The 25,705-nt window shown below is 53.0% G+C and carries 16 protein-coding genes; 11 read left to right on the plus strand and 5 right to left on the minus strand.

Translation table 11 applies throughout. The features are described 5' to 3' along the window. The first annotated feature begins 87 nt into the window (after positions 1–87). The 6 genes from ACESYO_RS00500 (at position 88) to tnpA (ending at position 6,665) form a co-directional block, all read left to right on the plus strand. A complete protein-coding gene (locus ACESYO_RS00500; RefSeq protein ID WP_283128976.1) occupies positions 88–1,263 on the plus strand; it encodes a phosphopentomutase in 1,176 nt (391 codons plus the stop codon). A gap of 162 nt (positions 1,264–1,425) precedes the next feature. Continuing rightward, positions 1,426–2,220 carry a YdcF family protein gene (locus ACESYO_RS00505; RefSeq protein WP_283128975.1) on the plus strand — a complete coding sequence of 265 codons (795 nt, stop codon included), beginning with the start codon at positions 1,426–1,428 and terminating at the stop codon, positions 2,218–2,220. Between the two features lie 38 nt (positions 2,221–2,258). Beyond that, the gene (locus tag ACESYO_RS00510) at positions 2,259–3,053 is read left to right on the plus strand and encodes an ABC transporter ATP-binding protein (protein WP_283128974.1); all 795 of its coding nucleotides are present in this window, start codon (positions 2,259–2,261) and stop codon (positions 3,051–3,053) included. 13 nt (positions 3,054–3,066) lie between these two features. Next, positions 3,067–4,515, plus strand: coding sequence for a COG1361 S-layer family protein (locus tag ACESYO_RS00515; RefSeq protein ID WP_373209137.1), 1,449 nt, complete (start codon positions 3,067–3,069; stop codon positions 4,513–4,515). Beyond that, the gene (locus ACESYO_RS00520; RefSeq protein WP_373209139.1) at positions 4,502–5,974 is read left to right on the plus strand and encodes an ABC transporter permease; all 1,473 of its coding nucleotides are present in this window, start codon (positions 4,502–4,504) and stop codon (positions 5,972–5,974) included. Before ACESYO_RS00515 ends, ACESYO_RS00520 begins: the two co-directional genes overlap by 14 nt. 211 nt (positions 5,975–6,185) lie before the next feature. After that, positions 6,186–6,665, plus strand: coding sequence for an IS200/IS605 family transposase (tnpA, locus tag ACESYO_RS00525; RefSeq protein WP_373209141.1), 480 nt, complete (start codon positions 6,186–6,188; stop codon positions 6,663–6,665). 156 nt (positions 6,666–6,821) lie between these two features. On the opposite strand, the gene ACESYO_RS00530 is transcribed toward tnpA, so the two are convergent. From ACESYO_RS00530 to ACESYO_RS00545, 4 genes are all read right to left on the minus strand, one after another. Continuing rightward, positions 6,822–8,414: a potassium/proton antiporter gene (locus ACESYO_RS00530; RefSeq protein WP_276870003.1), complete on the minus strand. Its 1,593-nt coding sequence runs from the start codon at positions 8,412–8,414 to the stop codon at positions 6,822–6,824. A gap of 150 nt (positions 8,415–8,564) precedes the next feature. Continuing rightward, positions 8,565–9,122, minus strand: a complete 558-nt coding sequence (locus ACESYO_RS00535) for a DJ-1 family glyoxalase III (RefSeq protein WP_276870002.1) — start codon at positions 9,120–9,122, stop codon at positions 8,565–8,567. A gap of 53 nt (positions 9,123–9,175) precedes the next feature. Beyond that, the gene (tsaA, locus tag ACESYO_RS00540) at positions 9,176–9,889 is read right to left on the minus strand and encodes a tRNA (N6-threonylcarbamoyladenosine(37)-N6)-methyltransferase TrmO (RefSeq protein ID WP_276870001.1); all 714 of its coding nucleotides are present in this window, start codon (positions 9,887–9,889) and stop codon (positions 9,176–9,178) included. 11 nt (positions 9,890–9,900) lie between these two features. Next, positions 9,901–10,446 (minus strand): cysteine hydrolase family protein, encoded by a 546-nt coding sequence (locus tag ACESYO_RS00545; protein WP_276870000.1) that lies wholly within the window; start codon positions 10,444–10,446, stop codon positions 9,901–9,903. Positions 10,447–10,697: 251 nt separating this feature from the next. Here ACESYO_RS00545 and ACESYO_RS00550 point away from each other — a divergent pair, with 251 nt between their 5' ends. Further along, entirely contained in the window at positions 10,698–10,991 is a 294-nt protein-coding gene (locus tag ACESYO_RS00550; protein WP_058966809.1) for a zinc-ribbon domain-containing protein, read from the plus strand. Continuing rightward, entirely contained in the window at positions 10,988–11,356 is a 369-nt protein-coding gene (locus ACESYO_RS00555) for a DUF2085 domain-containing protein (protein ID WP_058966807.1), read from the plus strand. The genes ACESYO_RS00550 and ACESYO_RS00555 overlap by 4 nt, the downstream gene beginning before the upstream one ends. A 91-nt stretch (positions 11,357–11,447) precedes the next feature. Here ACESYO_RS00555 and ACESYO_RS00560 read toward each other — a convergent pair whose 3' ends face one another. Then, positions 11,448–12,914 (minus strand): helix-turn-helix domain-containing protein, encoded by a 1,467-nt coding sequence (locus ACESYO_RS00560; RefSeq protein WP_058966805.1) that lies wholly within the window; start codon positions 12,912–12,914, stop codon positions 11,448–11,450. Between the two features lie 216 nt (positions 12,915–13,130). On the opposite strand from ACESYO_RS00560, the gene ACESYO_RS00565 reads away from it, so the two are divergent. The 3 genes from ACESYO_RS00565 to ACESYO_RS00575 all read left to right on the plus strand — a co-directional run bounded on the left by ACESYO_RS00565 (position 13,131) and on the right by ACESYO_RS00575 (position 25,656). After that, the gene (locus tag ACESYO_RS00565) at positions 13,131–17,180 is read left to right on the plus strand and encodes a coiled-coil domain-containing protein (protein WP_132587316.1); all 4,050 of its coding nucleotides are present in this window, start codon (positions 13,131–13,133) and stop codon (positions 17,178–17,180) included. 100 nt (positions 17,181–17,280) lie between these two features. Beyond that, positions 17,281–24,663, plus strand: a complete 7,383-nt coding sequence (locus tag ACESYO_RS00570) for a dockerin type I repeat-containing protein (RefSeq protein WP_058966801.1) — start codon at positions 17,281–17,283, stop codon at positions 24,661–24,663. A gap of 96 nt (positions 24,664–24,759) precedes the next feature. Then, complete coding sequence (locus ACESYO_RS00575; RefSeq protein WP_276869998.1) at positions 24,760–25,656, plus strand: hypothetical protein; 897 nt, start codon at positions 24,760–24,762, stop codon at positions 25,654–25,656. The last annotated feature ends 49 nt before the right edge of the window (positions 25,657–25,705 follow it).

Here is a 25,705-nt window from a genome sequence, read left to right on the forward strand (position 1 = left end):
AGCTGGTGGGATATACTTAACTTTTTGGGGTAAATACGATATAATGAAACAACACACGAAAGCCAACGAAAAGGAGGCAGAAACAATATGGCAAAACGAGTGTTTTTGGTAGTGCTGGACAGCTTCGGTGTGGGTGCCGAGCCGGATGCGGATAAATTTGGTGACGTGGGCGCAAATACCCTTGCGTCCATTGCAAAGAGCGAAAAGTTCCATACCCCCAACATGAGGAAAATGGGCCTGTTCAATCTGGATGGTGTGACCTGCGGTGAGCCCGCTGCACAGGTGCTGGGCAGCTGCGCCCGCCTGCAGGAGGCCAGCAACGGTAAGGACACCACCATCGGTCACTGGGAGATTGCGGGTGTGGAAAGCGAGCGCGCTCTGCCCACCTACCCGAACGGCTTCCCCCCGGAGGTCATCGAGGAATTTGAAAAGCGCACCGGCCGCAAGGTGATCTGCAACGCCACCTATTCCGGCACCGAGGTGCTCAAGGACTACGGCGAGGAGCACATGCGCACCGGCGCACTGATCGTGTACACCTCGGCAGACAGCGTGTTCCAGGTGGCCGCCCATGAGGAGATTGTGCCGGTGGCGCAGCTGTATGAGTACTGCCAGATCGCCCGGGATATGCTCAAGGGTGAGCACGGTGTGGGCCGCGTGATCGCCCGTCCCTTTGTGGGCACCTGCGCGGCAGACTTCCAGCGTACCCCCCGCCGCCACGACTATTCCCTCAAGCCCCCCAGAAAAACCATGCTGGACGCGCTGAGCGCCGCCGGCAAGGATGTGATCGGCGTGGGCAAGATTTACGACATCTTCGACGGCGAGGGCGTCACCGATACCATCCGAACCTCCGGCAACACCGAAGGCATCAAGGTGATGCTGGAGCTGACCGATCGGGACTTTGAGGGGCTTGCCTTCATCAATCTGGTGGACTTTGACATGGTTTACGGTCACCGCCGCAACATCGACGGTTACGCCGCCGCAGCCACCGAGTTTGACCAGGGCCTGGGCGAGATGCTCAAAAAGCTGCGGAAGGATGATCTTCTGATCATCACCGCCGACCACGGCTGTGACCCCGGCTTTACCAAAACCACCGACCACACCCGCGAGTATGTTCCCATGCTGGTGGCGGGCAGCTGCGTGAAGGAAAACAATAATCTGGGCACCGTGCTGGGCTTTGGAGCCATCGGCAAAACCATCTGCTCCTATCTGGGCGTTCCGGCAGATCTGGCAGGTCAGGATCTGAGCGACCGGCTGCTTGTTTGATCTGAATTTGCGATAAAGCAATTTTTTTCAATCTTTTTTAACTTTTTTGAAAAAAGTGCAATATAAACGCACGCTTTATCGTCTTATATATGGCGGCCGCGGAGCGTTGCTCCGCGGCCCGTTTATTAACAGGGAAAAACAACACATTGCGGAAAGGATCTTGTGAAGATTAAACTGATTATTGTATGGGCGCTGGCGGTATATTTTCTGCTGGACAGCATCGTTCGCTCGCTGCGCTCCAATTTCAATTTCGGCATGCTCATCATGTACGCCATCACCGCCGGGCTGTGGATCTACGCGCTGTTTGCCCGGCAGATCGATGCCTTCTGCGCCGCCGGCGTGGGTCGGGTGCTGCGCATCGGCTTTTTCTGCGGGCTGGGGGTATTCTGCGCGCTGCTGGCGTTTGTGGCCATCAGCGGTTATACCGATCAGCCGCAGGGGGACGAAAAGGCGGTTGTGGTGCTGGGCGCCGGTCTGCGCAAGGATGTGCCCAGCAAGCTGTTGGTCTGCCGACTGCAGAAGGCTCTGGAATATCACGAAGAAAATCCGGACGCGGTGATCGTGGTCACCGGCGGCCAGGGGCGGGACGAAACCATTCCGGAAGGGGTGGCCATGGCCCGCTGGCTGATTGAACGGGGTGTTCCCGAAGCGCAGATCATTGTGGAGGATAAAAGCACCTCCACCGAGGAAAACCTGCTGTTTGCCCGCCGCCTGCTGGAGGAGCGGGGCATTGCGGCCACCGAGCCCATCGTGGTGGTGACCAATGCGTTCCATTGTTACCGGGGCGGAGAATACGCCCGCATGGTAGGGTTTACTGACGTGGATACTCTGCCCGCCTCCATCGGGCTCAATTCCATTATGCCCTGCTATTTCCGCGAGGTATTCGCGATTCTGTATTACTGGGTATTCAAAAGCAGCCGCACCGGCTGGATGCTGCAGTTTGTTGGCATCTTCTGAGCGGCCTGCAATCAGATAAAAAACGAAGAGGTGAAATCATGGCGCCAATTATCCGTGTGGAACACCTGCGCAAGGTTTACCGGGTGGGCCACGAAAAGGTCATTGCGCTGAACGATGTGAATCTCGCCATTGAACCGGGGGAGATCTGCTGCATCGTAGGCCCCTCCGGCAGCGGTAAATCCACCCTGCTCAATCAGCTGGCGGGGCTGGAAAAGCCTACCAAGGGCGATGTGTACATCGGCAGGCACAACATCAGCCAGATGACCGAAAACGAGCTGGCAAAGTTCCGTCAGGAGCATCTGGGCTTTATCTTCCAGAGTTACAACCTGCTGCCCAACCTGACGGCAGCGGAGAACGTGGCCCTTCCGCTGATGTTCAAGGGGGTGGGCCGCAAGGAGCGCCTCAAATTGGCCACCCAGGAGCTGAAAAAGATGGGCCTGGGCAAGCGGGCGGGCCATAAACCCACCGAGATGAGCGGCGGCCAGCAGCAGCGCGTTGGTATTGCCCGCGCTTTTGTGGCAAAACCCAAGGTCATTTTTGCGGACGAACCCACCGGCAACCTGGACAGTCAGACCACCAAGCAGGTGCTTTACCGGATGCTGAATATGGCAAAGGAAAACAACATCACCTTTGTAATGGTTACCCACGAACGGGATCTGGCCGCGGTGGCGGACCGGGTGGTTACCATCAAGGACGGCAAGGTAGAAAGCGACATGGTGATGGATGCTGCGGCCAAGGCGGCGGCCATGGCCGAGATGTTCAGCGATATTATGGAACAGGAGGCCCCGGCGGAACCCAACACCACGGTGCCTCTGAATAGCGAAAAACAGTGAGGAGAAGAAACACATGAAACAGAGCATTAAACGGATCAGTGCCGTTCTGGCCATGGCCATGGCACTGAGCGCATTCAGCGCCTTCGGCGTATTTGCCGAGGGCGAGAGCACTTCCGCCCCGGCCAGCGTGCCCCAGAGTACCAGCGTGGTGGCGGTTGCGGAGAGCAACAGCTCGGCCGAGCAGCCTACCCCCACGCCGGAACCAGATCTGACTCCCGCACCGGAGGCGTATATTTCTTCTTACCGCGTGAAGGGATATGACGGAGATCATTTTGATAAGGGGGAACGTGCGGATATCGAGGTAACAGTGGTGGACGAACGTGCCGCAGCGACCGGTGCAAAGATCACCGCGCGCACCAATACTCCCTCGTTTTCCGCTAATACAAATAAAGACAATGGAGGCAATGGGGACGGGACCTACACCTTCATTTTCCGCAATGTGGAATATCTGGGCGGTAGTACCGAGTTTTCTTTTGAGATGATTTACAGTGACGGCGCACCTATGCAGACTCTGCTCCAGAACTTCTCCATGTGTGTGGATACTCCGGAGCCCACCCCCACTCCCGAGCCGGTTCCCACCGAGAAACCGGAATATGACTACCCGAAGATTCTGGTCAAGGATTTCTCCTTCGGCGGCAACAGCGTGGAGGCCGGTAAGGAGTTCACCCTCCAGCTGACCCTCTTCACCACCAGCGGCAACGCCAACCTGCAGGATGTGATGGTGGGCCTGAACTTCGGCGAGCTGAAGGGTGTTTCTCTGGCCAGCGGCAGCATGAATACTTATGTGGGCGAGATGGCTCCCAATACCACCAAGACCATCAGCTATAAGATGATCACCGACGCCACCATTGAGCCGGGCGCCATCAGCATTAACGTGAACCTGAGCAGCAAGAACGGCGAGGCCACCACCTCTCCCATCTCCATCCCGGTGACCCAGCCTGAGCGGTTCGACATCACCAACATGGAGGCTCCCGAGACCATCATGATGGGCGAGGAGGGCTATCTGTCCGTTACCTTTGTAAACAAGGGCAAGAGCGCCATCAACAACCTCTCCGCCGAGATCCAGGGCGATAACCTGGCCAACCCCGGCCAGAGCCAGTTCCTGGGCAACATCGCCGCCGGTACCGAGAACTCGGTGGACTTCAGTGTTCTGGCTGCGGCCGAGGGCACCATTAACGGTAAGGTTATCCTGAGCTATGAGGATGCCAAGGGCGAAGTAAAAACTCTGGAGAAGGAATTCTCCTGCACCGTAGAGCCCATGATGGATATGGGCATTGACCCGATGGATCCCGGTATGATGGACCCCACCATGACCGAGACCACTCCCGGTATGCCCATCTGGGGCTGGGTGCTCATCGTGGTGGGCGTTGCAGCCGTGGTCGTTGTGGTCGTGGTTGTTGTGAAGAAGAAGCAGAAAGCAAAGAAACTGGCTCAGTTGGAGGATGAAGATGAAGATATCTGATCTGCTGCGCCTCAGCACGGATAATCTTCGCCGCCGCAAAGGCCGCACCGCTCTTACGGTAATCGGTGTGGTGGTGGGCACCTTTTCCATCATCGTAATGATCAGCCTGGGCATTGCCAGCAATGCCCAGAACGAAGCCATGCTGCAAAGCTGGGGCGATCTGACCCAGATCACCATCAACAACTACCAGTGGGGCGCGGCCAGCGGCGATGTGCCGGTGCTGGACGACAAGATGCTGGATCAGCTGCGCAGCTATGAGCATGTGGTGGCGGTTACTCCCATGTATCAGGACAATAACCTGAACGCCCAGATCTACGCGGGCAAAAACGACCGCTATGAGGCTTATGCCTGGAATATGTATGGCGTGGACATGGATGCTTTGCAGGCCATGGATTACCAGCTGATCAGCGGCAGTTTTGTGGCGGATGATCTGAATCTGGGCAAAAAGAAGATTCCGGTGCTGATTGGCGAACATTTTGCCTATGAATTCCAGGATACCCGCAAGAGCCCGAACAGCGGTAAGCGTCAGCGTTATTGGGGCGAGACCGACTCTCTGGGAAACCCGGTGGAGCCCTTCTTCGACATACAGAAGGAAAAACTTACCCTGCGACTGACCGCTTACGACAGCAACGGAAATGAAAAAACCGAGGACTATCAGCTGGTGGTGGTTGGCGTGTTCCAACAGGACGATGCCAAGCAGTATTTCACCAACTCCGGAATTGCCATGCGCGTAACGGATATGCAAATGCTCAGCAAAGCGTACCAGAAGCTGTCCGGAAACAAGCAGAACAGCGGTGGCAGCTATATGATCACCAGCAGCGGGCAGCAGCTCAAACAGAAGGACAACGGCTACGAGAACGTTTACGTGAAGGTAGACGATGTGGACAATGTGAGCGATGTGGAGCAGCAGATCAAGGATCTGGGGTATGAAACCTACTCCATGACCCAGATTCGTGAGGAGATGCAGGCCAGCGTGGCCAAGAGCCAGATGATTCTGGGCGGCACCGCCGCTGTGGCTCTGCTGGTGGCGGCTCTGAACATTGCCAACACCATGATGATGTCCATCTACGAGCGCACCAAGGAAATCGGTGTGATGAAGGTGCTGGGCTGCGAGGTGCGCAAGATCCGCAACATGTTCCTGGTGGAGGCCGGTGCCATCGGTCTGCTGGGCGGCGTGATCGGTGTGGCACTCAGCTATGCGGCCAGCGCGATTCTGAACAACCTGACCATGATCGCGGCGCTGTTCGGCGGATCGATCGATCTGAGCGGTCTGATGGGCAGTTTTGGCGGCGGCTATTATTACGGTATGGACGGCGGCAGTGCTGCCATCTCCATGATCCCGCCCTGGCTGGTGCTGCTGGGTCTGGGCTTCTCCACTCTGGTGGGTGTGCTCAGCGGCCTGTGGCCCGCCATCCGCGCCACTAAGATCAGCGCGCTGGAGGCCATCCGGCACGAGTGATTTTCCCAAAAGAGCAGAATACAAAACAAAAAGCTTCGGAGTGCCATGCACCCCGAAGCTTTTTTATGTTGGGTAGCTTGAGCGAGCGACAACCACCAGCTAAGCTGGTGGAATAAAAACGGCTTTAGCCCTAGACAAAGAGAAACCTCCCCGTAGAATAGAGTGTGGGTTTGCCAACCACATTCTAGGAACAGAGAGGTTTATCTTTGAAATGAAAAATAGCAAAGACGTAGATAGTTTAAGCCATACGACATGGAGATGTCAATACCATGTAGTGTTTGCACCGAAATACCGGAGAATGGTGATTTATGGCCAAATCAAAAAAGATATTGGTCAGATACTTCGCAAACTATGCGAGCAAAAGGATATTGAAATAATTGAAGCAGAGGCCTGCCCGGACCATATCTATATGCTGATAAGTTTTTCGCCGAAGTACAGCATTTCTTACGTTATGGGATATCTCAATGGAAAGAGCAGCCTCATGATTTTCGACAGACATGCGAATTTAAAGTACAAGTATGGAAATCGGCATTTCTGGGGCAGGGGATACTTCGTGGATACGGTAGGAAAGAACAAAAAGAAAATCCAAGAGTACATTAAAAATCAACTGCAACAGGACCAGATTGCCGATCAGTTGAGCCTTAAGGAGTTCGTGGACCCGTTTACGGGTAGCAAGGAAACTAAGGCGTAAATAAAAGGGCCCCTTGAGGGGCCTGCCACGAGACAGGAATGCAGTTGGCAGACCCATTCGTGGCCCCTTAAGGGGCTTTGCTAGTATTATGCCCTTCTAGGGCTTACTCAAGCCACCGGCTCAGCCGGTGGTTTTGACTCCGAGAGAAAATGTGGCTCAATAACGGGCCACCACCAGGGTGTCGCCCGCCTGTACGCCGGTGTCACCGGTGGGGATGATGGTCTGGCCATCCCGCTGCACCATTACCACAAGCGTACCGGGGGCAGGAGGTGCGTCCCGCAATTGCTTGCCGCACAGCTTGTGAGAGGCGTCGATGCTTACCTCCTGCAGAGTCAGGTTTGCCCGGTTCTCAAATTCCCGGGCGGCAATGACCAGAAGATCCCCCGCCAGCATCCGGGAGGAGCCGCTGGGCACCAGAACGCCCTCACCCCGGCGGATGATCAGGCTGACCAAAAAGTCCGGCGGGGTCACGATCTCCCGCAGAAGCTTACCCGCCCAGGGGTGGCCTTCGTCCAGATGGAGCTTGATGAAGCAGATGTCGCTTTCCTCTTGGTAGTCGTTGAAGGTACGCCGCACGTCCGCGTTGTCGTCAATCATGGAAACGTGGTGGGCCATGTGGGGCAGCAGGGTGCCCTGAATACCCATGGAAAGCAGTACGATGCAGAACACCAGATCAAACAGGTCGTAGGTGAGCGGTGCGTTGTGCAGCACCGCGTAGATGGCGAACACGATGGAGGCTGCACCGCGCAGACCCGCCCAGGAGACCAGCGCAATCTGCCCGGCTTTGGGCCGGAAGGGGGCCAGCAGTGCCGCCACTGCCAGCGGCCGCCCCACCAGTGTGAGAAAGACCAGAATGCACAGCGCTGGAACAAAGACACGGGGTAACTGTGCCGGGGTAACCAGAAGACCCAGCAGAAAGAAGATCATCATCTGGGTGATGCCGGTGACCGCGTCAAAAAAGCGCACCAGATCCCGCTTCTGGGCAATGGGCGCGTTGCCCATCAGAATGCCGCACAGATACACGCTCAGGTAACCGTTGCCGCCCAGCATGGAGGGCAGTGCATAAGCGATGAGGGCAGCGGCAAACACGAAGATGGTGTCGCCCTGGGCCATGGTGGCATGGGTACGCCGCAGAAGAAAAGCGGCCGCAAAACCGATGCACACGCCGAACAGGATGCCGAACACCAGCTGCTTTGCCAGCACCAGCGGTACCGAGATGTCGCCGCCGGTCATCAGGGTTACCAGTACCACCGTGAGCATGTAGGACATGGGGTCGTTGGAGCCGGATTCCAGTTCCAGCAGGCTGGCCGTGTTGAATTTCAGGTTCAGGCTGCGGGAACGCAGAATATTGAACACCGAGGCTGCGTCGGTGGAGGCAATCACCGAGCCGATGAGCAGGCTCTCCAGCCAGGAAAGCTGCAGCACCAGATGGATGAACGAGCCGGTAAGCCCGGCGGTGAGCAGCACGCCCAGGGTGGACAGCAGAACCGACTGCACCGCCACCGGCCGGGCGGCCCTCCAGTTGGTGCCGAAGCCGCCGTAATACATGATGAAGATCAGGCACACCGAGCAGACGGTTTCAGCCAGGGAATAGTTGTTGAATCGGATGCGAAACAACCCGTTCTCTCCGAACAGCATACCCAGGCCGATGAATACCAATAGAGTGGGGATGGGCAGCTTTTCAGTAAAGCGATGAGCCAGGATGCAGGCCAGGATTACCACCCCGGTCAGCAGAAGAATTCCGTTCAAGGGCATACCTCCTTTTCAGATGCAGGAAACAAAGCCGGCGCCATGAGATAATTTATGCACAGGCGGGCGGAAAGAGCCGCGAAAAACAGGCCAAGTGAAGAAAAAGCGCGGGCCGTGTGGCTGGCCCGCCCAAAAAGCCGTATGCTGTAATCAGAAGCCGTAGGGGTAACCAATGGCCTGACGCACCGCTGCGGCGGCATCCGCGCCGCAGAGCCGCCGCACCAGCGCCAGAGAGAAGGGGATAGACGCGCCCAGGCCCCAGCCGGTGATGATGTCGCCGTCCTCCACAACGGGCTCCTTGACCACAGTGGCGCCGGCCAGCTGGTCGGTGAAAGAGGGATAGGCAGTGGCCTTTTTGCCTTCCAGCAGGCCGAAAGCGGCCAGCGCGCTGGGAGCGGCGCAGATGGCGGCCACCAGTTTGCCGGAAGCCGCTGCCTGCTGGCAGACTGCCTTCACGAATTCGTTGCCCTTCAGATTGAGGGTGCCGGGCATGCCGCCGGGCAGCACGATCAGGTCGAAATCAGCCGCCTGAATGTCCGCCGCAACAGCGTCGGTATCCATGCGAACGTTGTGGCTGGAAAGAATTTCCGGCTTCTGGTTTACGGAGGCGGTAACCACCTCTACCCCGGCACGGCGCAGGATGTCAACCGTGAGCAGGGCTTCGCATTCCTCGGTTCCGTTTGCCATAAATACACAGGCACGTTTCATTGTAAAAACCTCGCTTTCCCGGGCCCGTCTGGGGCCTGATGCTTTGTGTATGGTCAGCGTCCGGTGTGGGGGGCACCGTTCGCCGGGGTAACCCGGCAGACGGTAAGCACGCCGTCGCTTACGGTAAATTTGATTTCCAGCCCGGCAAAGGTCAGGCCGTAGACCCGCTCCGGGTCATCCTGATAGGAGGGGCGGGGGTCCTGGGCCAGTACTCCTTCCAGAGCACTGCGTTTCTCTTCCGGTACCCTTACCAGCCATTCCGGAGGAAAGACCACCTCCAGGTGATAGTCCCGCACCGGGCCCGCAAAGCCGCTCAGGGCTTCGGGCCGGCAGTCCGCCGCGGGCAGGTAGGGCTTGATGTCAAAGATGGGGGTGCCGTCCAGCAGGTCGGCTCCCAGCACATGGATTACCGGCCCCAGCTCCGGGTGAAGCTCCACCCGATCCAGCTTCACGCAGGAAAGGCCGATGGCGTTGGGCCGGAAGGGGGAGCGGGTGGCGAACACACCCATTCGGGTGTTGCCGCCCAGCCGGGGCGGGCGAACCGTGGGCGACCAGGTAGAGCGCACCGCCTGAGAAAACTGCCAGATGAGCCACAGATGAGAAAAATCCTCCAGCCCGCGCAAAGCGTTGGGATCCCGGTATTCCGGTTCAAATACAATCACGGCCTGTAAACTTTCCACCAGACCGCTCTGGCGGGGAATGCCGAATTTGCTGGTAAAATCGCTGTGGATGCGGGCAATCACCCGCATGGGAATGGTTTCGGTCATAAAAGATCCTTTCAGGAAGATTCGTTGCCCTTCAGCCGGGATAAAACTTCGTTCAGTTCAAGAACCTGGGCGTATCGATTGGCCCAGATCTTTTCCTCATAATAGCGGGTCAGATCCCGGGCTGCGGCAAAATCGTTGTCGAAGGTGGTGGTTGTGCCTCTGGCGATGGTCACTTCATAGCCGAGTTCAAAGGCCACCTTACAGGAAACATCAAAGCAGTACTCCGTTTGCATGCCGCAAAGAATCAGCTGTTTTGCGTTCATCTGCTGGAGGTACTCATGAAGGCCGGTCTGGCGGAATGCGCTGTTGAAGTGCTTGTCAAAACGCTTTTCTCCCGGTTCCGGCGCAATCGGTGCGGCAACCTGCCAGCCGGGGCTGCCAAGCTCCAGTTCATCGCCAGGGCCGCCGTCGTGACAAACATAGATCACGGGCACGCCCGAAGCACGGCAGCGCTCCAGCAGCGAGCGAATCCCGGCTAGTACACCTGCTTCGTTGTACGGATGTGCGTTTACCAGAGCGGTTTGCATATCGATTACGATCAGGGCATCGTACTTCATAGCGTTTTCCTCCTTGTCTGCACTGTTTTATTATAGCACAAAAAAGGCCGGAGGCACCAGCGCCGCAAAAGAGAAGATTTGCAATGTCCGGATTCCTGAAAAGGATGTGAAACAGTAAGGAAATGAAGCATAATAGTTGATTTTATAATTAAATTGTGAAAAAATTATTGCACATTATAACGAAACATGGTATGCTTTACTCAAACAAAATCCGCGGGCTCAGACCGGTGGACACAAAGGAGGAATTAGCTATGGCATATTGTAAAAACTGCGGAAAAGAAATCGATGATAAGGCTGTAGTATGCCCGGCATGCGGTGTATCGCAGCAGGATAAGCCCGCAGTGGTGGACAGCGGCAATATCGGATGGGCTGTTCTGGGCTGCTGCATTCCTCTGGTTGGTCTGATCCTGTTCCTGGTATGGAAGGATCAGAAGCCCAATACCGCAAAGAAAGCGGGCATCGGCGCGCTGGTTGGTGTGATCTGCATTGTAATCTACTATGTGGTCGTGGTCGCTGCCGGTGTGGGTCTGGCCATGATGCAATGATCTCCTGGCTTTATGTCTGGCTGCCCCGGTTCTGCGGCTGCCATTGCCGGGATGACCGATCGTTCCATTATCATGGGCGGCGGTTTCCGGTTTGCGCCCGCTGCACGGGGGAACTTGTGGGGATTCTGGCCGCAGCGCTGTGCTATCCATGGGTTCGTGTAAGTGCCCTCTGGGCGGCTGTTCTGATGATTCCCATGGTACTGGACGGCGGTGTTCAAGCCCTGACTCCCTACGAAAGCACAAATACCCGCCGGTTCGCAACTGGTCTGCTGTTTGGCTGCGGATTGCTGTCCATGTTTTTCACCAGCACAGCATTGGCGTTCCGCTGGGGCTTGCAGTTGGGAATGGGGCTGTCCATCACCTGAAAAAGAATATCTGAAAAGAAAAGCTCGAGTCCGTTTGGCCTGGCATGGCACAAATGGATTCGAGCTTTTTTGTGGAGCTGGTGGACCCAAATTAAACGAGTTTTCGGATGCAATAGTCAATAAAATCAACGGTATACTGCTTTGAACGTACAAATCCGTTTGTTTCAAAATGAACCAAATAGTTAATGAGTGCGCTCGTAATGGAATCTTCATGTATATGGCAGCTGCGGAAAGAGGACTCATTTTTATGGACGAGCTTCTGGAACATCTGTATCCCAGTGGATTCGTATACATCGATGATAACGTTGGGAGCAAGTGGGAGGAGCTTTGAATCAACCAGTCGAACAGGGGTGGGCGAGGTGATGCACAGCTCTTTCAGACGTTCCAGAAGAAGCCGCCGAATGGAGGGACTTAGAGGGTGGTAAAGATCATCGGGAACATCGCCAAGCTTCCCGTGGCTGACAAAGTCGAGCAATCCGTCCTCACTGAAATAGCAGGATGGTGCAAGGTTGATGATATCCTCAAGCCGATCGAGCAGGGACTGGATACCGGCCTGAGCAGAAATTGATTCCGGAAGAATTAAGCGCATAGCCAGGTTACTGTCGATGCAGCGCAGCAAAGGAGGATCATAGCGGAGCCAGCATGCCGGTCCGCCAGTTCGTGCAAGACTGTTGGTTTGGCGCATTGCTTGCTCACAACTGCAGGGTTGTGCATCTAGAAAAAGTGCTTTTTGAGTATTCAAATATTGCTGACTGAATTGTTGACGAAGAAATTCCACTGCGTTGCTATCTTGAATATAAATGGCTTTTTGCTCAGAGATATCAATAAAAAGGGCAGCGGCAGGAAACAGCAAATAAATTGGCATCAGGATACCGGGTGTTGGAATGGAGGTGCTGCTGTTGCACAAACGCGCCTGATACTGCATCTTTTCCAGAAACAGGAAGGGAACAGAGTTGGATAAAGTGCGCAGATTTTGCATAAAATCAAGTTCTGCATTTGTGTTTTTCGCAAAGAGGCAAAGCTGTTTTACGGTGTGATTGGTTGCTTCCGGAAGCGAAAAAACTTCCACAAGACAATCAGTCACAAGCTTGCTTGTGGTAGGGGAAAGATACAAAGGGAGCGCACTGTTTGAAGTGGCATAGCGGTACAAAATCCTGCGCAGCCAGTTTTTTAAAGCGGTCAGCCCCTGAATGGTAAAAGGGGGAACGATTTGTTCAGAATCATGAAATAAAGGAGGGGTGCTGTAAGGAGCTAGAATGCTGCTTTGAACCATACAAATAGAACGCAGCAGCGAATAAATCTGAGAATTGCAGTCTTTTTCACTCTGACTGGAATGCGAAGCGTCGAACAGAAAGAGCATGGAGTGATATTGTTCTGGTGAGACGTTTAGCACATCCAGCAATGCACTAAGCTGAGAAGCGGTTGGTTTGCGTTCTCCGCGCAGGATTTTGTAAAGAGTTGAACGGTCAATGTTTGCTTTGCGGGCAATTTCGGCCATAGATATGGATCCAGAATGTTCCTGAATCAGCGATTTCAGACGATCGTGCAGCTCTTTCATTGGCGGATTTTCCTTCCTTTGTGTGATTGAGAGGGCGTTCCCGACAAAAGTGTGGCATAAAAGCTTCCTTGTGCCACACTGTTTGCCACATCTTGTCACAAAATTTTTTGCTGTGTATAATGACCTCATGATAATTTTCACAACACATACACAAAAAGTACAAAATTATCAATACCAAAAAAGAACTAAAATGTCAACAAAAATGGGGAGAACGCTATGAAAAAACGATTGGTAGCATCGGTGCTTGCTTCGGCAATGCTGGCGGCGAGCATTCCGTTTCCGGCGTTTGCGGAGGAGCCATATCAATGCGATTTGGTTGTGGACCTCGCCGGAGCGGATCTGGAGGATGGCTATTTTGACCCGGGTGATATCGTAGACGTGACGATCTCGATTGCCAATGCGGGGTGGTCTAACCCGGATAGCGGTTCAGAACTGCTCGGTATGCAGTTTGGATTGAAGTTTGATGAGCAACTGTTCTCGTGGGTAAAAAATGCGAGGGACCAGATTTACACAGTTGGTAGTACGTTCGAAAACTATGCACCCATGGAAAACTCCGCGACCGGAGAATATCAGTTGTTTTTTTCTTCCGGGGAGGCCCCGGCGTTGACTGATGAAAAAATAGTTGTTGCAACCTGCCAGCTGCAAGTTGCTGACCCTGCCCCGGCTAAAGCGGGTGAAACGGAGATCGGTTTGCAACTGGATGCAGATAATATCCTATTCGGCGACTTTGATACGGAGACGTATGTGGACGCGGTGGCCAATCTGGTTTCGGATTCTGCGTTGGTTGATACAATAGTGCCTGTGATTCAGCTGGAAGGCACTCCTGCTTCGGGCGAAGCGGTTTTTTATTATCAGCCGGTAGCGGTAAGCGTGACAGATGACAGCTCGACTACACTGGCGCTGGATGGTAAACCTTGGAGTGGACAGTCTCTCACCGAGGGCGGAACATTATGCGCGACCGATGCCCGTGGCAATTCCGCAACCGTCCAGGTAATCATTGATGCGGCAGCTTTCAATCAGGCGATTGCCGCAGTTGAACAAATTCCGGAAACCATAGATTACAAATCCATTTCTCTGATCCAGGCGGCGCAGAAGGCAATCGAAGCAGTGACAGATTCTGCGGCTTCTGCAAAATTGGCTGCACAGAAGCAGAAGGTTCAGGATGCACTGGGAAAATGGAATGCAATTGATGAGCAGGTTACCGCGGTTGAAAATCTGATTGCTGCATTGCCTGCCGATGTAAAGCCTTCGGATGCAGCGAAACTGGATGAGATTCAACAGAAGATTGACGAACTGAAAGAATTGGGCGTTGAGACTTCGGATATTGCAAATTATTCCGTATACAGTGCCGCCGTGGAGAATCTGGCAGGTGCATTGGCTGAGATCCAGGCTGTACGGGACCAGATCAAGGAGCTGCCCGCAGCGGAGGATGTGAACTTTGCAGATGCTGCCGCAATCAATGGTGCAGAAAAGGCTGCAAAAGATCTGCAGGCCAAATATGGCGAGGAAGTCCTGTCGGCCGAGGATCTTGCTCCTCTGGTGGCAGCACAGGCCAAACTGAGTGAATTGAATGATGCCCGCAAGGCTCTGGTAGAGGAAATCGCAAATACGCAGCTGAACATCACCACTGCCCAGAAGGATCAGGACGCGATCCAGGCGCTGCGCGATAAAGTAACCGAACTGGAGGCGCTTGAGACCACCTTTACAGCTGATGAGCTGAAAAATCTGGTGGATGCGGAAAAGGCAATGGCCGAGCTGCTGAAGCAGAGTGAGGAAGCGCACGCGGCTCTGGCAAAACTGCCTGCGCAGGACGAGGTACTCTACACCGATAAGGCGGCCATTGATGCAGCTCAGAAAATGGTGAAGGACCTGGAAGGCAAGGATACCTTTACCGAAGAAGAGCAGGCGAAACTGGCTGCGGCACAGGCTGGCTACCAGGATATTCTGGACGGAATTGCTCAGGTGGAAAGCGATATTGCGGCCTTGCCTGATGAAGTTACCCCTGATATGGCATCCCAGATTGCAGAATTGCAGCAGGCGATTGCCCGTTTGACCAAGCGTGCGGTTCCCGTCGCTGAAATTGAGGGCTATGATAAATATCAGGCTGCGGCAGATGCGCTGGAAAGCATTTTGGCTGAGATCCAGGCTGTACGGGACCAGATCAAGGCGCTGCCTGCAGCGGAGGATGTGAATTTTGCAGATGCTGCTGCAATCAATGGTGCAGAAAAGGCTGCAAAAAATCTGCAGGCCAAATATGGCGAGAAAGTTCTGTCGGCCGAGGACCTTGCTCCTCTGGCGGCAGCACAGGCCAAACTGAGTGAATTGAATGATGCCCGCAAGGCTCTGGTAGAGGAAATCGCCAATGCGCAGCTGAGCATCACCACTGCCCAGAAGGATCAGGATGCGATCCAGGCGCTGCGCGATAAAGTAACCGAACTGGAGGCGCTTGAAACCACCTTTACCGCTGATGAGCTGAAGAACCTGGTGGATGCGGAAAAGGCAATGGCCGAGCTGCTGAAGCAGAGTGAGGAAGCGCACGCGGCTCTGGCAAAACTGCCTGCGCAGGACGAGGTACTCTACACCGATAAGGCGGCCATTGATGCAGCTCAAAAAATGGTGAAGGACCTGGAAGGCAAGGATACCTTTACCGAAGAAGAGCAGGCGAAACTGGCTGCGGCACAGGCTGGCTACCAGGATATTCTGGACGGAATTGCTCAGGTGGAAAGCGATATTGAAGCTTTGCCCGATGAAGTTACTCCCGATCAGCTCAATGTGATTTTGCAGATCCAGCATGCTATTTCGGCTCTTGCAGAACGTAAGGTGCCCACCGACGTAATCAAGGGGTACGAGAAGTACCAGGCCGCGGCAGATGCCCTGGAAGGCATTTTGGCTGAAATTCAGGCAGTGCGGGATCAGGTGAATGCGCTGCCTGACAAAGAAAATGTTTGTTTCACGGATGAAGCAAACATTGAAAATGCGGCAAAGGCAGTGAAGGCCCTGCAGGAAAAATATGGGGCTGATGTGCTGACTGAAAAGGAATTGGCTCCGCTGGCAGCTGCTCAGGAGGGTCTGACCGAACTGAAGGCTGAACGGGAGCAGCTGGTTCAGGATATCGCGAACGCAGAGCTACCCGTTACCTTGAAACGGGAGGATGTGGAGCGCATCGAGGCTTTGCGCGAGCGTGTGAAAGCTTTGGAAGCAAGGAAAGCGGAGTTTACGCAGGAAGAACTGCTGGTACTGACCAATGCGGAGAAAGCTTTGGAACAGCTGAAAGAGCGCAGCAGCGATGCCCATAAGGCTCTGGATTCCCTGCCCGGAAGAGATGAGATCCTGTACACCGACAATGTAAAGCTGGAACAGCTGATTCACGAGATGAATGAGTTGGAGGCTTTGGGCGATACCTTCACCGCGGAAGAGAAGGCTAAGGTGGAAGCTGCACAGGCTGGTCTGAAGGATCTGGACGAGCGCCTGGAGGCACTGGCTGCCAGAATGAAAGCCGTGGATGGGGAAGTGATTTACAGCGATATTTCCTTGCTGGCCTCCATCGATCAGGAAAAAGTGGCGCTGCAGGCGAGAGGCTGTCCCATTGATGAAAATACCGTTGGCAAAGAAGCACTTGATCACTACGCTGTTTTTGTTGCAGCGATTTCTGCAATGAAGAAGGAATTGGCGGATTTGAACCAGGATATGGAAGATGCGCTGGACCATTGGAGCTACAACAACGAATCCGCGTTTGATGCGATTCGTGTGAAGATGGATGCGGCGGCTCAGAAGTATCAGATGACGGGCGATCAGAAGAAGGCTGTGTTTGCACAGTACTCGGAGAGTCAGGATCGGAATGCGGAGGTTAAGAAACTTCTGGATGAGGCAAAGCAGGAAATCAACGATCTGCCCAAAGATATCACGCTGGATCAGAGCAAAGATGTTGCGGCAATCACGAATCTGCTTGATAAGCTGATCAAGGAATATGGTTTGACGAATAAAGTGCTTGAGACGGAATTGGGCACAGCATACACCACTTATAAAAACGCAGTGTCCAAACTGGAAGATCTGAAGGAGGAAAAGCCTGATTCGCAGGAACCGAGTGGCGGCCAGACGGCAAACGGCGGGGCTGAACCTCAGAGTACACAGGCTCCGGCTGCGGCACAGGGAACCTCGCCGTCCACAGGCGACTCGTTTAATCTGTTGGCAATGGCCGGTGTCTTTATGACGGCGGCAATTGGCTGGATCGTATTGAAAATTGGCATCCGGCGCCGGGAAGATTAAGCGAAACAGTACTTTATAAAAGGGAGAGAAGAGACCAGATGTGGAATGCAGAGGGAACTTCTCTCCCTTTTTTAAAAATGTTGAAGGAGGAAATCAGAGGATGAAACATGTTTTGTCGCTGGTGCTAGCGTTTGCGATGCTCACAAACGTATTTGCACCTATGATCTACGCGGCTGAATCGGTTCCTCAGAATTCCGCTGGAATCGTTCAGCTCACTGAGGATGAATTGGCTGCGGTTTCGGGAGAAGCGGAAGAGCCTGCCGTGACTGTGGAGCCTACGGTTGAGCCGGAGGAGCCTGTCGCAACTGCGGAGCCCACGGCCGAGCCGGAGGAGCCTGCCGCAACTGCGGAGCCCACGGCCGAGCCGGAGGAGTCTGTCGCAACTGCGGAGCCCACGGTCGAGCCGGAAGAGCCTGCCGCAACTGCGGAGCCCACGGCCGAGCCGGAGGAAGCTGTCGCGACTGCGGAGCCCACGGCCGAGCCGGAAGAGCCTGCCGCGACTGCGGAGCCCACGGCTGAGCCGGAAGAGCCTGTCGCAACTGCGGAGCCTACATCTGAACCGGTGGAGGCAGAGACTGCTCCAAATGCGGCAGTTGTCTTGGATGACAGTGAATTGGACCCGGAGACCACGGCGATTTTCTATGAGGCTTCGGAGCCGGGATGGTATTACGGCAAAGTTCCTGTTGCAAAGAATCCTGGTGGCAGCAAACTCGCAGAAAACTTTGAATTCATACAAGCGGACGGGTTTCATGTCATCTTAACGAAAACCAATGTGGTGGTGATCGATGGGGAGTATTGGCTCTTTGTCCATGCCAACAATGCGTTTGAACCGGCCGAAATTACCTATCGGGATGTTTGGGCGACAGCTGAAGAGGGAATGGATCAAACAGTATCGGTGCCTGCGGCTGTGTGCATCGGTCAACCGGATGAACTGCCTCCGGTTATGCAAACCTCCAACGGCTTTGTTTCCAGTACTATTAAGACCAACATTTCGAAGCTCACAAAATATGATACGGATTACAGCGGAACGATTTCCCTGGATACAGCCGGAGCAAGCCTGCTGTATGTGAGCGGCGAGGGCGGCGTGCAGGTGACACAGCAGCCCAATGAAAATGGTGAATTTACGTTCCGGTTCCCCTCCGGAATCCAGTATGTTCTTCCGAATGAATCTACACCTGCCAGACTGTGGTTCTATGCGGCAGATGCGGACGGTAATATCTACACAAGACCATGGGAACTGAATCTCCAACCGGGAGAACAGGTAAACGTCAATTCGGAGACCACACTGTACTGGCGTGGATTGCTCAGCGAAGAGGGAAGTGCGATTACACCGACCTTGAACGATATGGGTCAATCTATTACCGGCTGGTCCAATATGGGAACGGTTATCCCCGACCAGATTACTGCAAAACTGATGAACAACAATGGGGAGTCGTTGGTGGAGCCGGTTACGGCAACCTACGATGCGCAGCAGGATAAGGTAATCGTTAAGAGCACGGAGATGCCGCAGACAAACGTAGATCAGTGGTACCTGGAGGTATTGGTACCCTGTGAAGAGGGTTATACCCTGCGTTTGGGAACTTATCCGCAAAAAGAACAACTGTATACAGAAATTCACTGGGATGCATTGAGTTTGGGTTTGAAGCAAGGCTCCACCCTGACTGGTAAGGTGTTCCAGCAGAATGAGGAAAACTATCAGTTTGATATTCCGTTTACGCCGGGAGAGGGCTATAGAGCATCTTTGCAGTGCTACGGTTTGTCGATGGATGCAGAAGAAACCGTAGATGACTATCTTGCGGCATCGTTTGATGGCAATACCGGCAAGGTCACGGTTACAGTACTGAAAGATCTGAAACTCTATTCCACCAACAGCACATTCAACCTGACAGTAGAAGGCGATTTTGCATACACCTATGCGATGAGCGGCAGCATTGGTGCCCCCACTGCATATTGGGAAGGTGGTTCTCCGGAGTGGAATCAACTGCTCTCCAGTGAAGGCGTTCAGGTGAATGTATATTGTTATAATTCCCCCAGCAACGTGGATGGCTGGTCTAACATGGGCACCATCACGGGGGAGCCGATTGTAACGCTTACCCAGTCGAACGGTGGTGAGAGCACGGATTATTCGGATCTGCTCACTGCTTATTATGACGAAGCGGCTGACCGCGTTGTGCTCAAGCTGGCACAGTTGCCGGAAGATATGTCGGGGTATTGGAACCTTGCAATCACCATGCCATACGAAGGCTATGAGATCCGTGTGCAAAGTCAAATTCAACAATCTTACCGGACAGTTCGGATTGTTCCAGACAGCGGATTGCTAAGCCTGGGTACAACAGCAGGCAGTAAGATGGCTGGAACGATTGAGGTGTATGATGAAAGCGGGAAATATTTCCCGATGCAGTCTGAGCTCGCTTGGAATGTTACCATTTCCGGAAGCGGAATCACGCTGGCCAGTGGGGAACAGATCAGTGATTATGTGAATGTAACGCTGGAGCCTTCTACCGGAAAGTTGACTGCGGAAGTATTGAAGGATCTGGAATGTTCGCAAAACGCTTCCATTAAAGTGAATGCCGAATCTGCAACCGAGCGTTTCAGCACATCGTTCTCTGTGGGAATACCTGAACTTGATCTTGAATTCAGGCAGAATGGTGGACATGCATATTCTCTGGAGCTTCGCGAAGGAGAGGAATATGAGCTGGAAGTTGGTACAACCAGCCTGGGCAACTATCAAGGTCTGGATTCTCTTGGCCTGAAATATGAGGCAGTGATTTATCGTGGCAATAAGGCAGACGGCAACTATCCTTCGGAAGAATTTATTGATGCCGCTGATTACATCACTCTGACGCAGACCAATGGCAAAATCCGGATTTCTATTGATAAAATGCCCCCGCTCTATGATTATGAAAATGAGCAGGAGTACAAGTATCTGCTGGGAATCCGTTCGGTCAACAATGATTTTACGGTTTCCGAGTACAGCGGAGTCCATTTTGAAACGGGCTGGAATCCAGTACAGCTGATTCTTTTGAAAGATGGCAGCACGTTGGTGGATACCTTACCGATCAAGCAGGGAGAGTACACCTATGCACTGAAAGCGGAACAGAATGGTAACAGTGTGGACCTTTCTGAAGTCGGTATAAACTGGAAAGTGACAACCAATACTTTCTATTTGGATGGAAAGATGGTTGCTGCGGCGGACTACGAGATTCGCTTGGATCTGGAAAAGATGACCATGACCTACACGCTGAAGCGTGATCTGGAGGGTGTTTCCGGAAATGTGCAGCTGCAGGGTTATTTGGGAGATACCACCTATTTCAGCTCTTCTTGGAGTGCGGGCTTGCAGAATTTGAATTTGTCGTTCTATGACTTGAACGGCGGCGAGTCGGTAGGTGGATACAGCTACGATTTCAATGAAGAGAAAACCCAGTTCCGGATCATTGCAAAGAACAGCAGGGGCGTACTGGTGCCGGACAGCAAACTGAGTGATGCCAACTACACGATTGTAGCGGTGGAAGATAATCTGGAAGTGCCTTTGCAGGAAAGTCAGTACTTCAATGCATCGATCCAGAATCATATGCTCCGTGTGGAAGTGAAAAAGGCGCCTCCAAAGAACTATGGATATGGAATCAAGGTTCTGTATCAGGATGATGTTTATAAGGCAGAAGACCAGATTACTTACCGAACGGATTCTTCTTCCAAGTACTATAACCTCCGGCTGATTGACCTGAGCACAGGAGAGAATACCTATAACATACCCATCGGCACACCTGGTTTGCAAAAAAGCTATCGTGTGCTGGACAACCAGACACAGCAGAAACTCAGTGATGTGATTGGGCCTGATCTGCTTGGTTTGGAGATCGAGGCATCCAATGGTATGGATGTTTCTCCGTATGTGGAATGTCAGTATGACGTGAAGACCAGTACCCTGACGCTCATCTGGAAGGATAGCAATCTGCCCATTCGCACTGAAAATGGGGGAGAGCTCCGTTACAGTCTGACAGAAGTTATGACCCCGGAAACGCAGGGGTCGGTATCGATTTATGCGGAACTGTTCCGTGCATACCTCTCGCTGAACATTCCCCAGCGAATGGCTCTGGGTACAAAGCGGGTTTGTGTATCCCGTGAATACCAGATCGATCCCGATGTTTTGTATAAGGTAACCACAGAATCTGGCATGTCGGTAGAGAAGGAGCCCATATCCGTTGAAGTTACGGAAGAGGGTGCGCTTCAGCTGACAGTAGCTCCGGATGCGAAAACTGGTGCCTATAAACTGAATATCATTGGCACAGTAGATGGCGGGAAATATCAGTTTAATCACACCAGCACCATCGAAATTGCAGAGACTGGCAGTGAGGTCCCAGGGTTTGCCTACCGGCTGGAGACGACGGATGCAGCAATCTATGGTGATGACAACCAGTACGAAGACGGGGACAGAGTTTATATTCCTTTGCAGAGCAAAGAGGCCAAAACGACGATTACTCCGGTCGATAACAGTGAGGTTGCCGATCTGCAGATCTCAGGTCTCACGCTTGGTACGGCAGAAAAAACAGCAAGTGGTATTGTAGTTTCCTGGAATGGCGTCAAGGGAACCGACAATATTGTGCTGACGGCATCGATGAAGGATGGAAGTCAAATTCAAACACATATTACAATCGAGTGCAACATCGATGGTGAACTGCTGATGTATGATTCGCCTTCCTTTGTTCGGATGGGAAGCAGTGTTTGGATTGTTGGCAAGCAGTATCGAGTCTATCCGCTGGTGGATGGAATGACCCTGAAAGATCGGGGCTATACGCTGAAATACGCAGAGATTCTGGACGAAACTTATTATCGTGTGGAAGAGGTATACGCAGACGGAAGCATTGTGATTGTTCCGGTGAAGACACGCAATTCCGACCAGGGGGCCTATGCGATGATGGAAATGGTCTATCTGGATGAAAATGGAATTGAGCGGAGCACGAGTATTTCGCTGTCGTATGGTACAATTGTAACTCAGGGCAACCGAATCAACTTCGAGTCCGAGGATGGATCGGTGGTTACTGAGGTTCGTATGGCACCTGGAGATTCGACGACGCTGCAGCTTAGCGATACCGATATCAAGACGGTTGAATATGGAGCAAATGTGACCGATTCGCTGTCCTGGACTGCAGATCCCAACAATCCGGGTGTGGTCACATTGACCATGAATCACTCGACGGCATACAATGATGTGTACTTCTATGCAACTGTTACCCGAGCGGATGGAACACAAACCTCGGCGTACACGGTAGTCAACTATCAGAGTCAATATAATCCTGGAAAGCTGCCCGATGATTCTCGGATCTGTTTCGGTAGCAAGGGAGAAGATGGCGCCTACGATAGCTGGACTGGAAGTACGTACCAGAAGAGAGAGGGCGTCTATACCGGCAAGCTCTATGTGTTCTACAAGGATAGCGGCGAAAATGTTTCGGAAACCAATGAGCTGGTTGAATCCATGAAGATCACGTCGGGCAGCGATTCGGTGACGATCCTGCGTCAGGGCCTTGAAAACGGAATGACCTTCTTCGAGTATCAGGTTGATCTGAGCCAGTATGTGGAGGCCAAAATTTTTGCAACAGCAACATTGACGAATGGAGCAACCTGTGAGGCTGTTTACACGATCAATGTGATTGAGGCTCCTGCTGGTAATCAGGTGACGGTGAAAAATGCCCAGGAGCTGAATCAGGTGTTGAATAGCGCTACTCTGCTGCCGGGCACTATGATCCGCCTGGAAACTGGCGATTACGAAGGTGACTTTGTCTGTGAGGTTCCCTGCACGATCAGTGGTAATTCCAATCAGGTCAATCTGGTGGGTACCATGAAATGCCTTGCCTCGCCCGTCACGGTTTCTCAAATTCACTTTGTTGGAAGTGGACAGGAAATCGGCCTTTACGCAGCGCACAATATTGGACTCTGCAGTTTCAGTGGTTATCAGACGGCAGTGGCGATGGATCCCCGGCAGAATAGTTCCTATTCTTCCTACAGCATTATGAGTGATACGTTTGAAAATAACGGCACTGCCATTCGCTTCCTGAACAAAGAATGGTATACCACGCTCAATGGCTGCCGTTTTATCAACAATGATGTTGCAGTGGAATTCGATTCGGGCTGCGTGATTGATGGCGAATATTCGCTGGCGTATGATTGTGTAACGTCGAGAGGGCGGATGAATCGCAACGTATTCTACCTGGATGAAGGGCAGTATATGATTGTGAATAACGCCAGCAACGGCGCAACTGCAAACTTTACCTACAACTATGTCAAATACACCGATGCTGAAGGTACAGTAACAGAGCAGCCGACGGCAGCAATGGTCAAGGGCCCGGTACTCTATAGCCCGTACTATGTATCGGAGAACTTTGACGGGGTAGAGACCGATGAGTCTCTGGAAGATGTTGTGGATGAGAACGGAAACAGCTCGCTGACCCTTGTGGGGGCTCAGGGCAGCTCCGATCCCAACACAGCAGACAGCTCGCTTCAGTTGAGCGGCAGCAAGTTCGAGGAGCTGCGTGATTCTGACGCGGTCAAGTCCATGGAAGTGACGGTTAAGAGCACCAGCGGCGAAACCGACATCATCTGGACTTTTGATGATAATGAACTGCGGGAAGACTACGACGGTTCCAGTGTAAATCTGGGCGTGGCATTTACTTTCACTGATTTTGAGTACGATATGGTCAACAATATCGTGAAAAAGTCTACCGAAAGCACAGAGAAGGACCCTGTGACAGGCGAGTACATCTCGGAAACCATGGAGAGCATCGCCTATCAGGCCATGTGCTTCAGCCACAGTGGTCCGTTGCCCGGAACGGCTACCGTAAAGGTTCGTATGAACGAAAGCCTAATGGAATATTACTTGACCCATGGCAACAGCCTGGAGGGCTTCAAGGTTTACTATCTGAATACCGAAACTGGCAAGCTGGAAAAGATGGACAAAACGCTTGAGGTGACGGTGGAAGATGGTGTATACTTCTATCAGCTGGACATTGATCATTGCTCGAGCTATATTCTGACCGATGAAGAACTGAAAGAAGACATTTCCGGTTTCCTGAAGATTATGCTGGGAGACGACGCATATCAGCTGGTTGATAATATGCTCAGCCGTCTGCCTGAAAAAGCAACGATTGCCGAAGTCCTGTCTCATCTGACGGGCGGTACCCTGACAGTGCTGAACCAGTCCGGTGAAAGGGTTGGTGAAAACGCCACGATTGCCACCGGTTATACCATTGGCTTGGGCGACGGTAAAGTCGGTCAGATCACAGCGGTTGTACACGGCGATGTGGATGGTAATGGTTTGATCAATATGGCGGACCTTGTTGCCATACGCAGAGGTGTGATAGGTATGAAAACTCTGGAAGGCGCATATTTGGAAGCTGCGACTCCGGCTAGCAAAAATGATTCTGCCCCGCAGTTGTCGGATATGGTTCGCCTGCGCAGATACATACTGGGTCTGACGACAAGCGTTTTCTAATGCTCTGACCGATTAGTTGTGTAAAAGCAGCCGAATAAAACGGCAGGAGGCCCGGCGAATAGTTTGCCGGGCCTCTTTTCGCAGAAAGGGGAGCTTATGAAAAAAGTTTTTGTATGCGCGGTGATTGCGCTGGCGGCACTCTGGTGCGGTATAGGCGCAAGTGCTGCAGAATCCACTGCCCAATTTTCTGCAACAGGCCCTCTAAAAGTGGCAACTGGCGAAGGGTTTGATGTGGTAATATCCTGTATAACAACAGATACACCTACTGCCGGTGTGTTGTTCACCTTGGAAATTCCGGAAAATTATGTATTGCAGGATGTGAAACCTGGCGAAGGAATCGAACGATCGGAATTCTCTTACAGCTCTTCGGGCAGTGAACTGATACTAATGTATTTGGATGACCAGGGAGGAGAAGGTGGTTTGCAGGGAGGAGAAGAGCTTGCAGTAATCACACTTGCGGCAAGAGAGGCTGATGAAGGAGCGCCGCTGGTGTGTATGGAGGTGGATGCAAGCGCAGTAACGGTAGGTGGAGACGTGATTTCTCAGGCCGGAACACTTGAGGTTGCGAAGGTTTCCGTGGAGGGAAGTGCGGTCTCCTTGCCGGAAGCTCCTCCCAGTGCAATGGAAGAGGGGGAACAAAAGGACGACCTGCTTCAGGGGGCAACTGGTTCTTCTGAAGTGGCCACGGTGGAAGAGGCTTTGAAGGGGGAAACTCCGGTAGCTTCTTCCCAACAATCTGAACCCAACGAGGAAAAAGCGGAAATCATTACCGATGCAAACGGAAACCGAGTGCAGGTGATCACGGATGGTACGTCCCAAGAGGTAAACGATATTACCGAGCAGGTCTTGGGTGGAAAACCTGCTACCGCACCGCAGAACGCTGAAGAAATGAAACCTCAGGCAAAGATACCGTGGGGATATGTGGCAGTTGCGGGTGTTGTTACGGCTTGTGTGGGTGCTGGCGTTTTTGTTTGGAGAAAAAAACGCAGGTGATTTTGGCTGGTCTGTAAAACAATAATAAAACAGGGTGCCGCCATCTATG

It is taken from the genome of Allofournierella massiliensis (genome assembly GCF_964241245.1).
In the GTDB taxonomy this organism is placed as follows: domain Bacteria; phylum Bacillota; class Clostridia; order Oscillospirales; family Ruminococcaceae; genus Allofournierella; species Allofournierella massiliensis.

Coding starts and splice junctions, on each gene's coding strand:
- ACESYO_RS00500 (WP_283128976.1), top strand. CDS start 88: ATGGCAAAACGAGTGTTTTTGGTAGTGCTGGACAGCTTCGGTGTGGGT.
- ACESYO_RS00510 (WP_283128974.1), top strand. CDS start 2,259: ATGGCGCCAATTATCCGTGTGGAACACCTGCGCAAGGTTTACCGGGTG.
- ACESYO_RS00515 (WP_373209137.1), top strand. CDS start 3,067: ATGAAACAGAGCATTAAACGGATCAGTGCCGTTCTGGCCATGGCCATG.
- ACESYO_RS00520 (WP_373209139.1), top strand. CDS start 4,502: ATGAAGATATCTGATCTGCTGCGCCTCAGCACGGATAATCTTCGCCGC.
- tnpA (WP_373209141.1), top strand. CDS start 6,186: ATGAAAAATAGCAAAGACGTAGATAGTTTAAGCCATACGACATGGAGA.
- ACESYO_RS00535 (WP_276870002.1), bottom strand. CDS start 9,122: ATGAAACGTGCCTGTGTATTTATGGCAAACGGAACCGAGGAATGCGAA.
- tsaA (WP_276870001.1), bottom strand. CDS start 9,889: ATGACCGAAACCATTCCCATGCGGGTGATTGCCCGCATCCACAGCGAT.
- ACESYO_RS00545 (WP_276870000.1), bottom strand. CDS start 10,446: ATGAAGTACGATGCCCTGATCGTAATCGATATGCAAACCGCTCTGGTA.
- ACESYO_RS00550 (WP_058966809.1), top strand. CDS start 10,698: ATGGCATATTGTAAAAACTGCGGAAAAGAAATCGATGATAAGGCTGTA.
- ACESYO_RS00555 (WP_058966807.1), top strand. CDS start 10,988: ATGATCTCCTGGCTTTATGTCTGGCTGCCCCGGTTCTGCGGCTGCCAT.
- ACESYO_RS00560 (WP_058966805.1), bottom strand. CDS start 12,914: ATGAAAGAGCTGCACGATCGTCTGAAATCGCTGATTCAGGAACATTCT.
- ACESYO_RS00565 (WP_132587316.1), top strand. CDS start 13,131: ATGAAAAAACGATTGGTAGCATCGGTGCTTGCTTCGGCAATGCTGGCG.
- ACESYO_RS00570 (WP_058966801.1), top strand. CDS start 17,281: ATGAAACATGTTTTGTCGCTGGTGCTAGCGTTTGCGATGCTCACAAAC.
- ACESYO_RS00575 (WP_276869998.1), top strand. CDS start 24,760: ATGAAAAAAGTTTTTGTATGCGCGGTGATTGCGCTGGCGGCACTCTGG.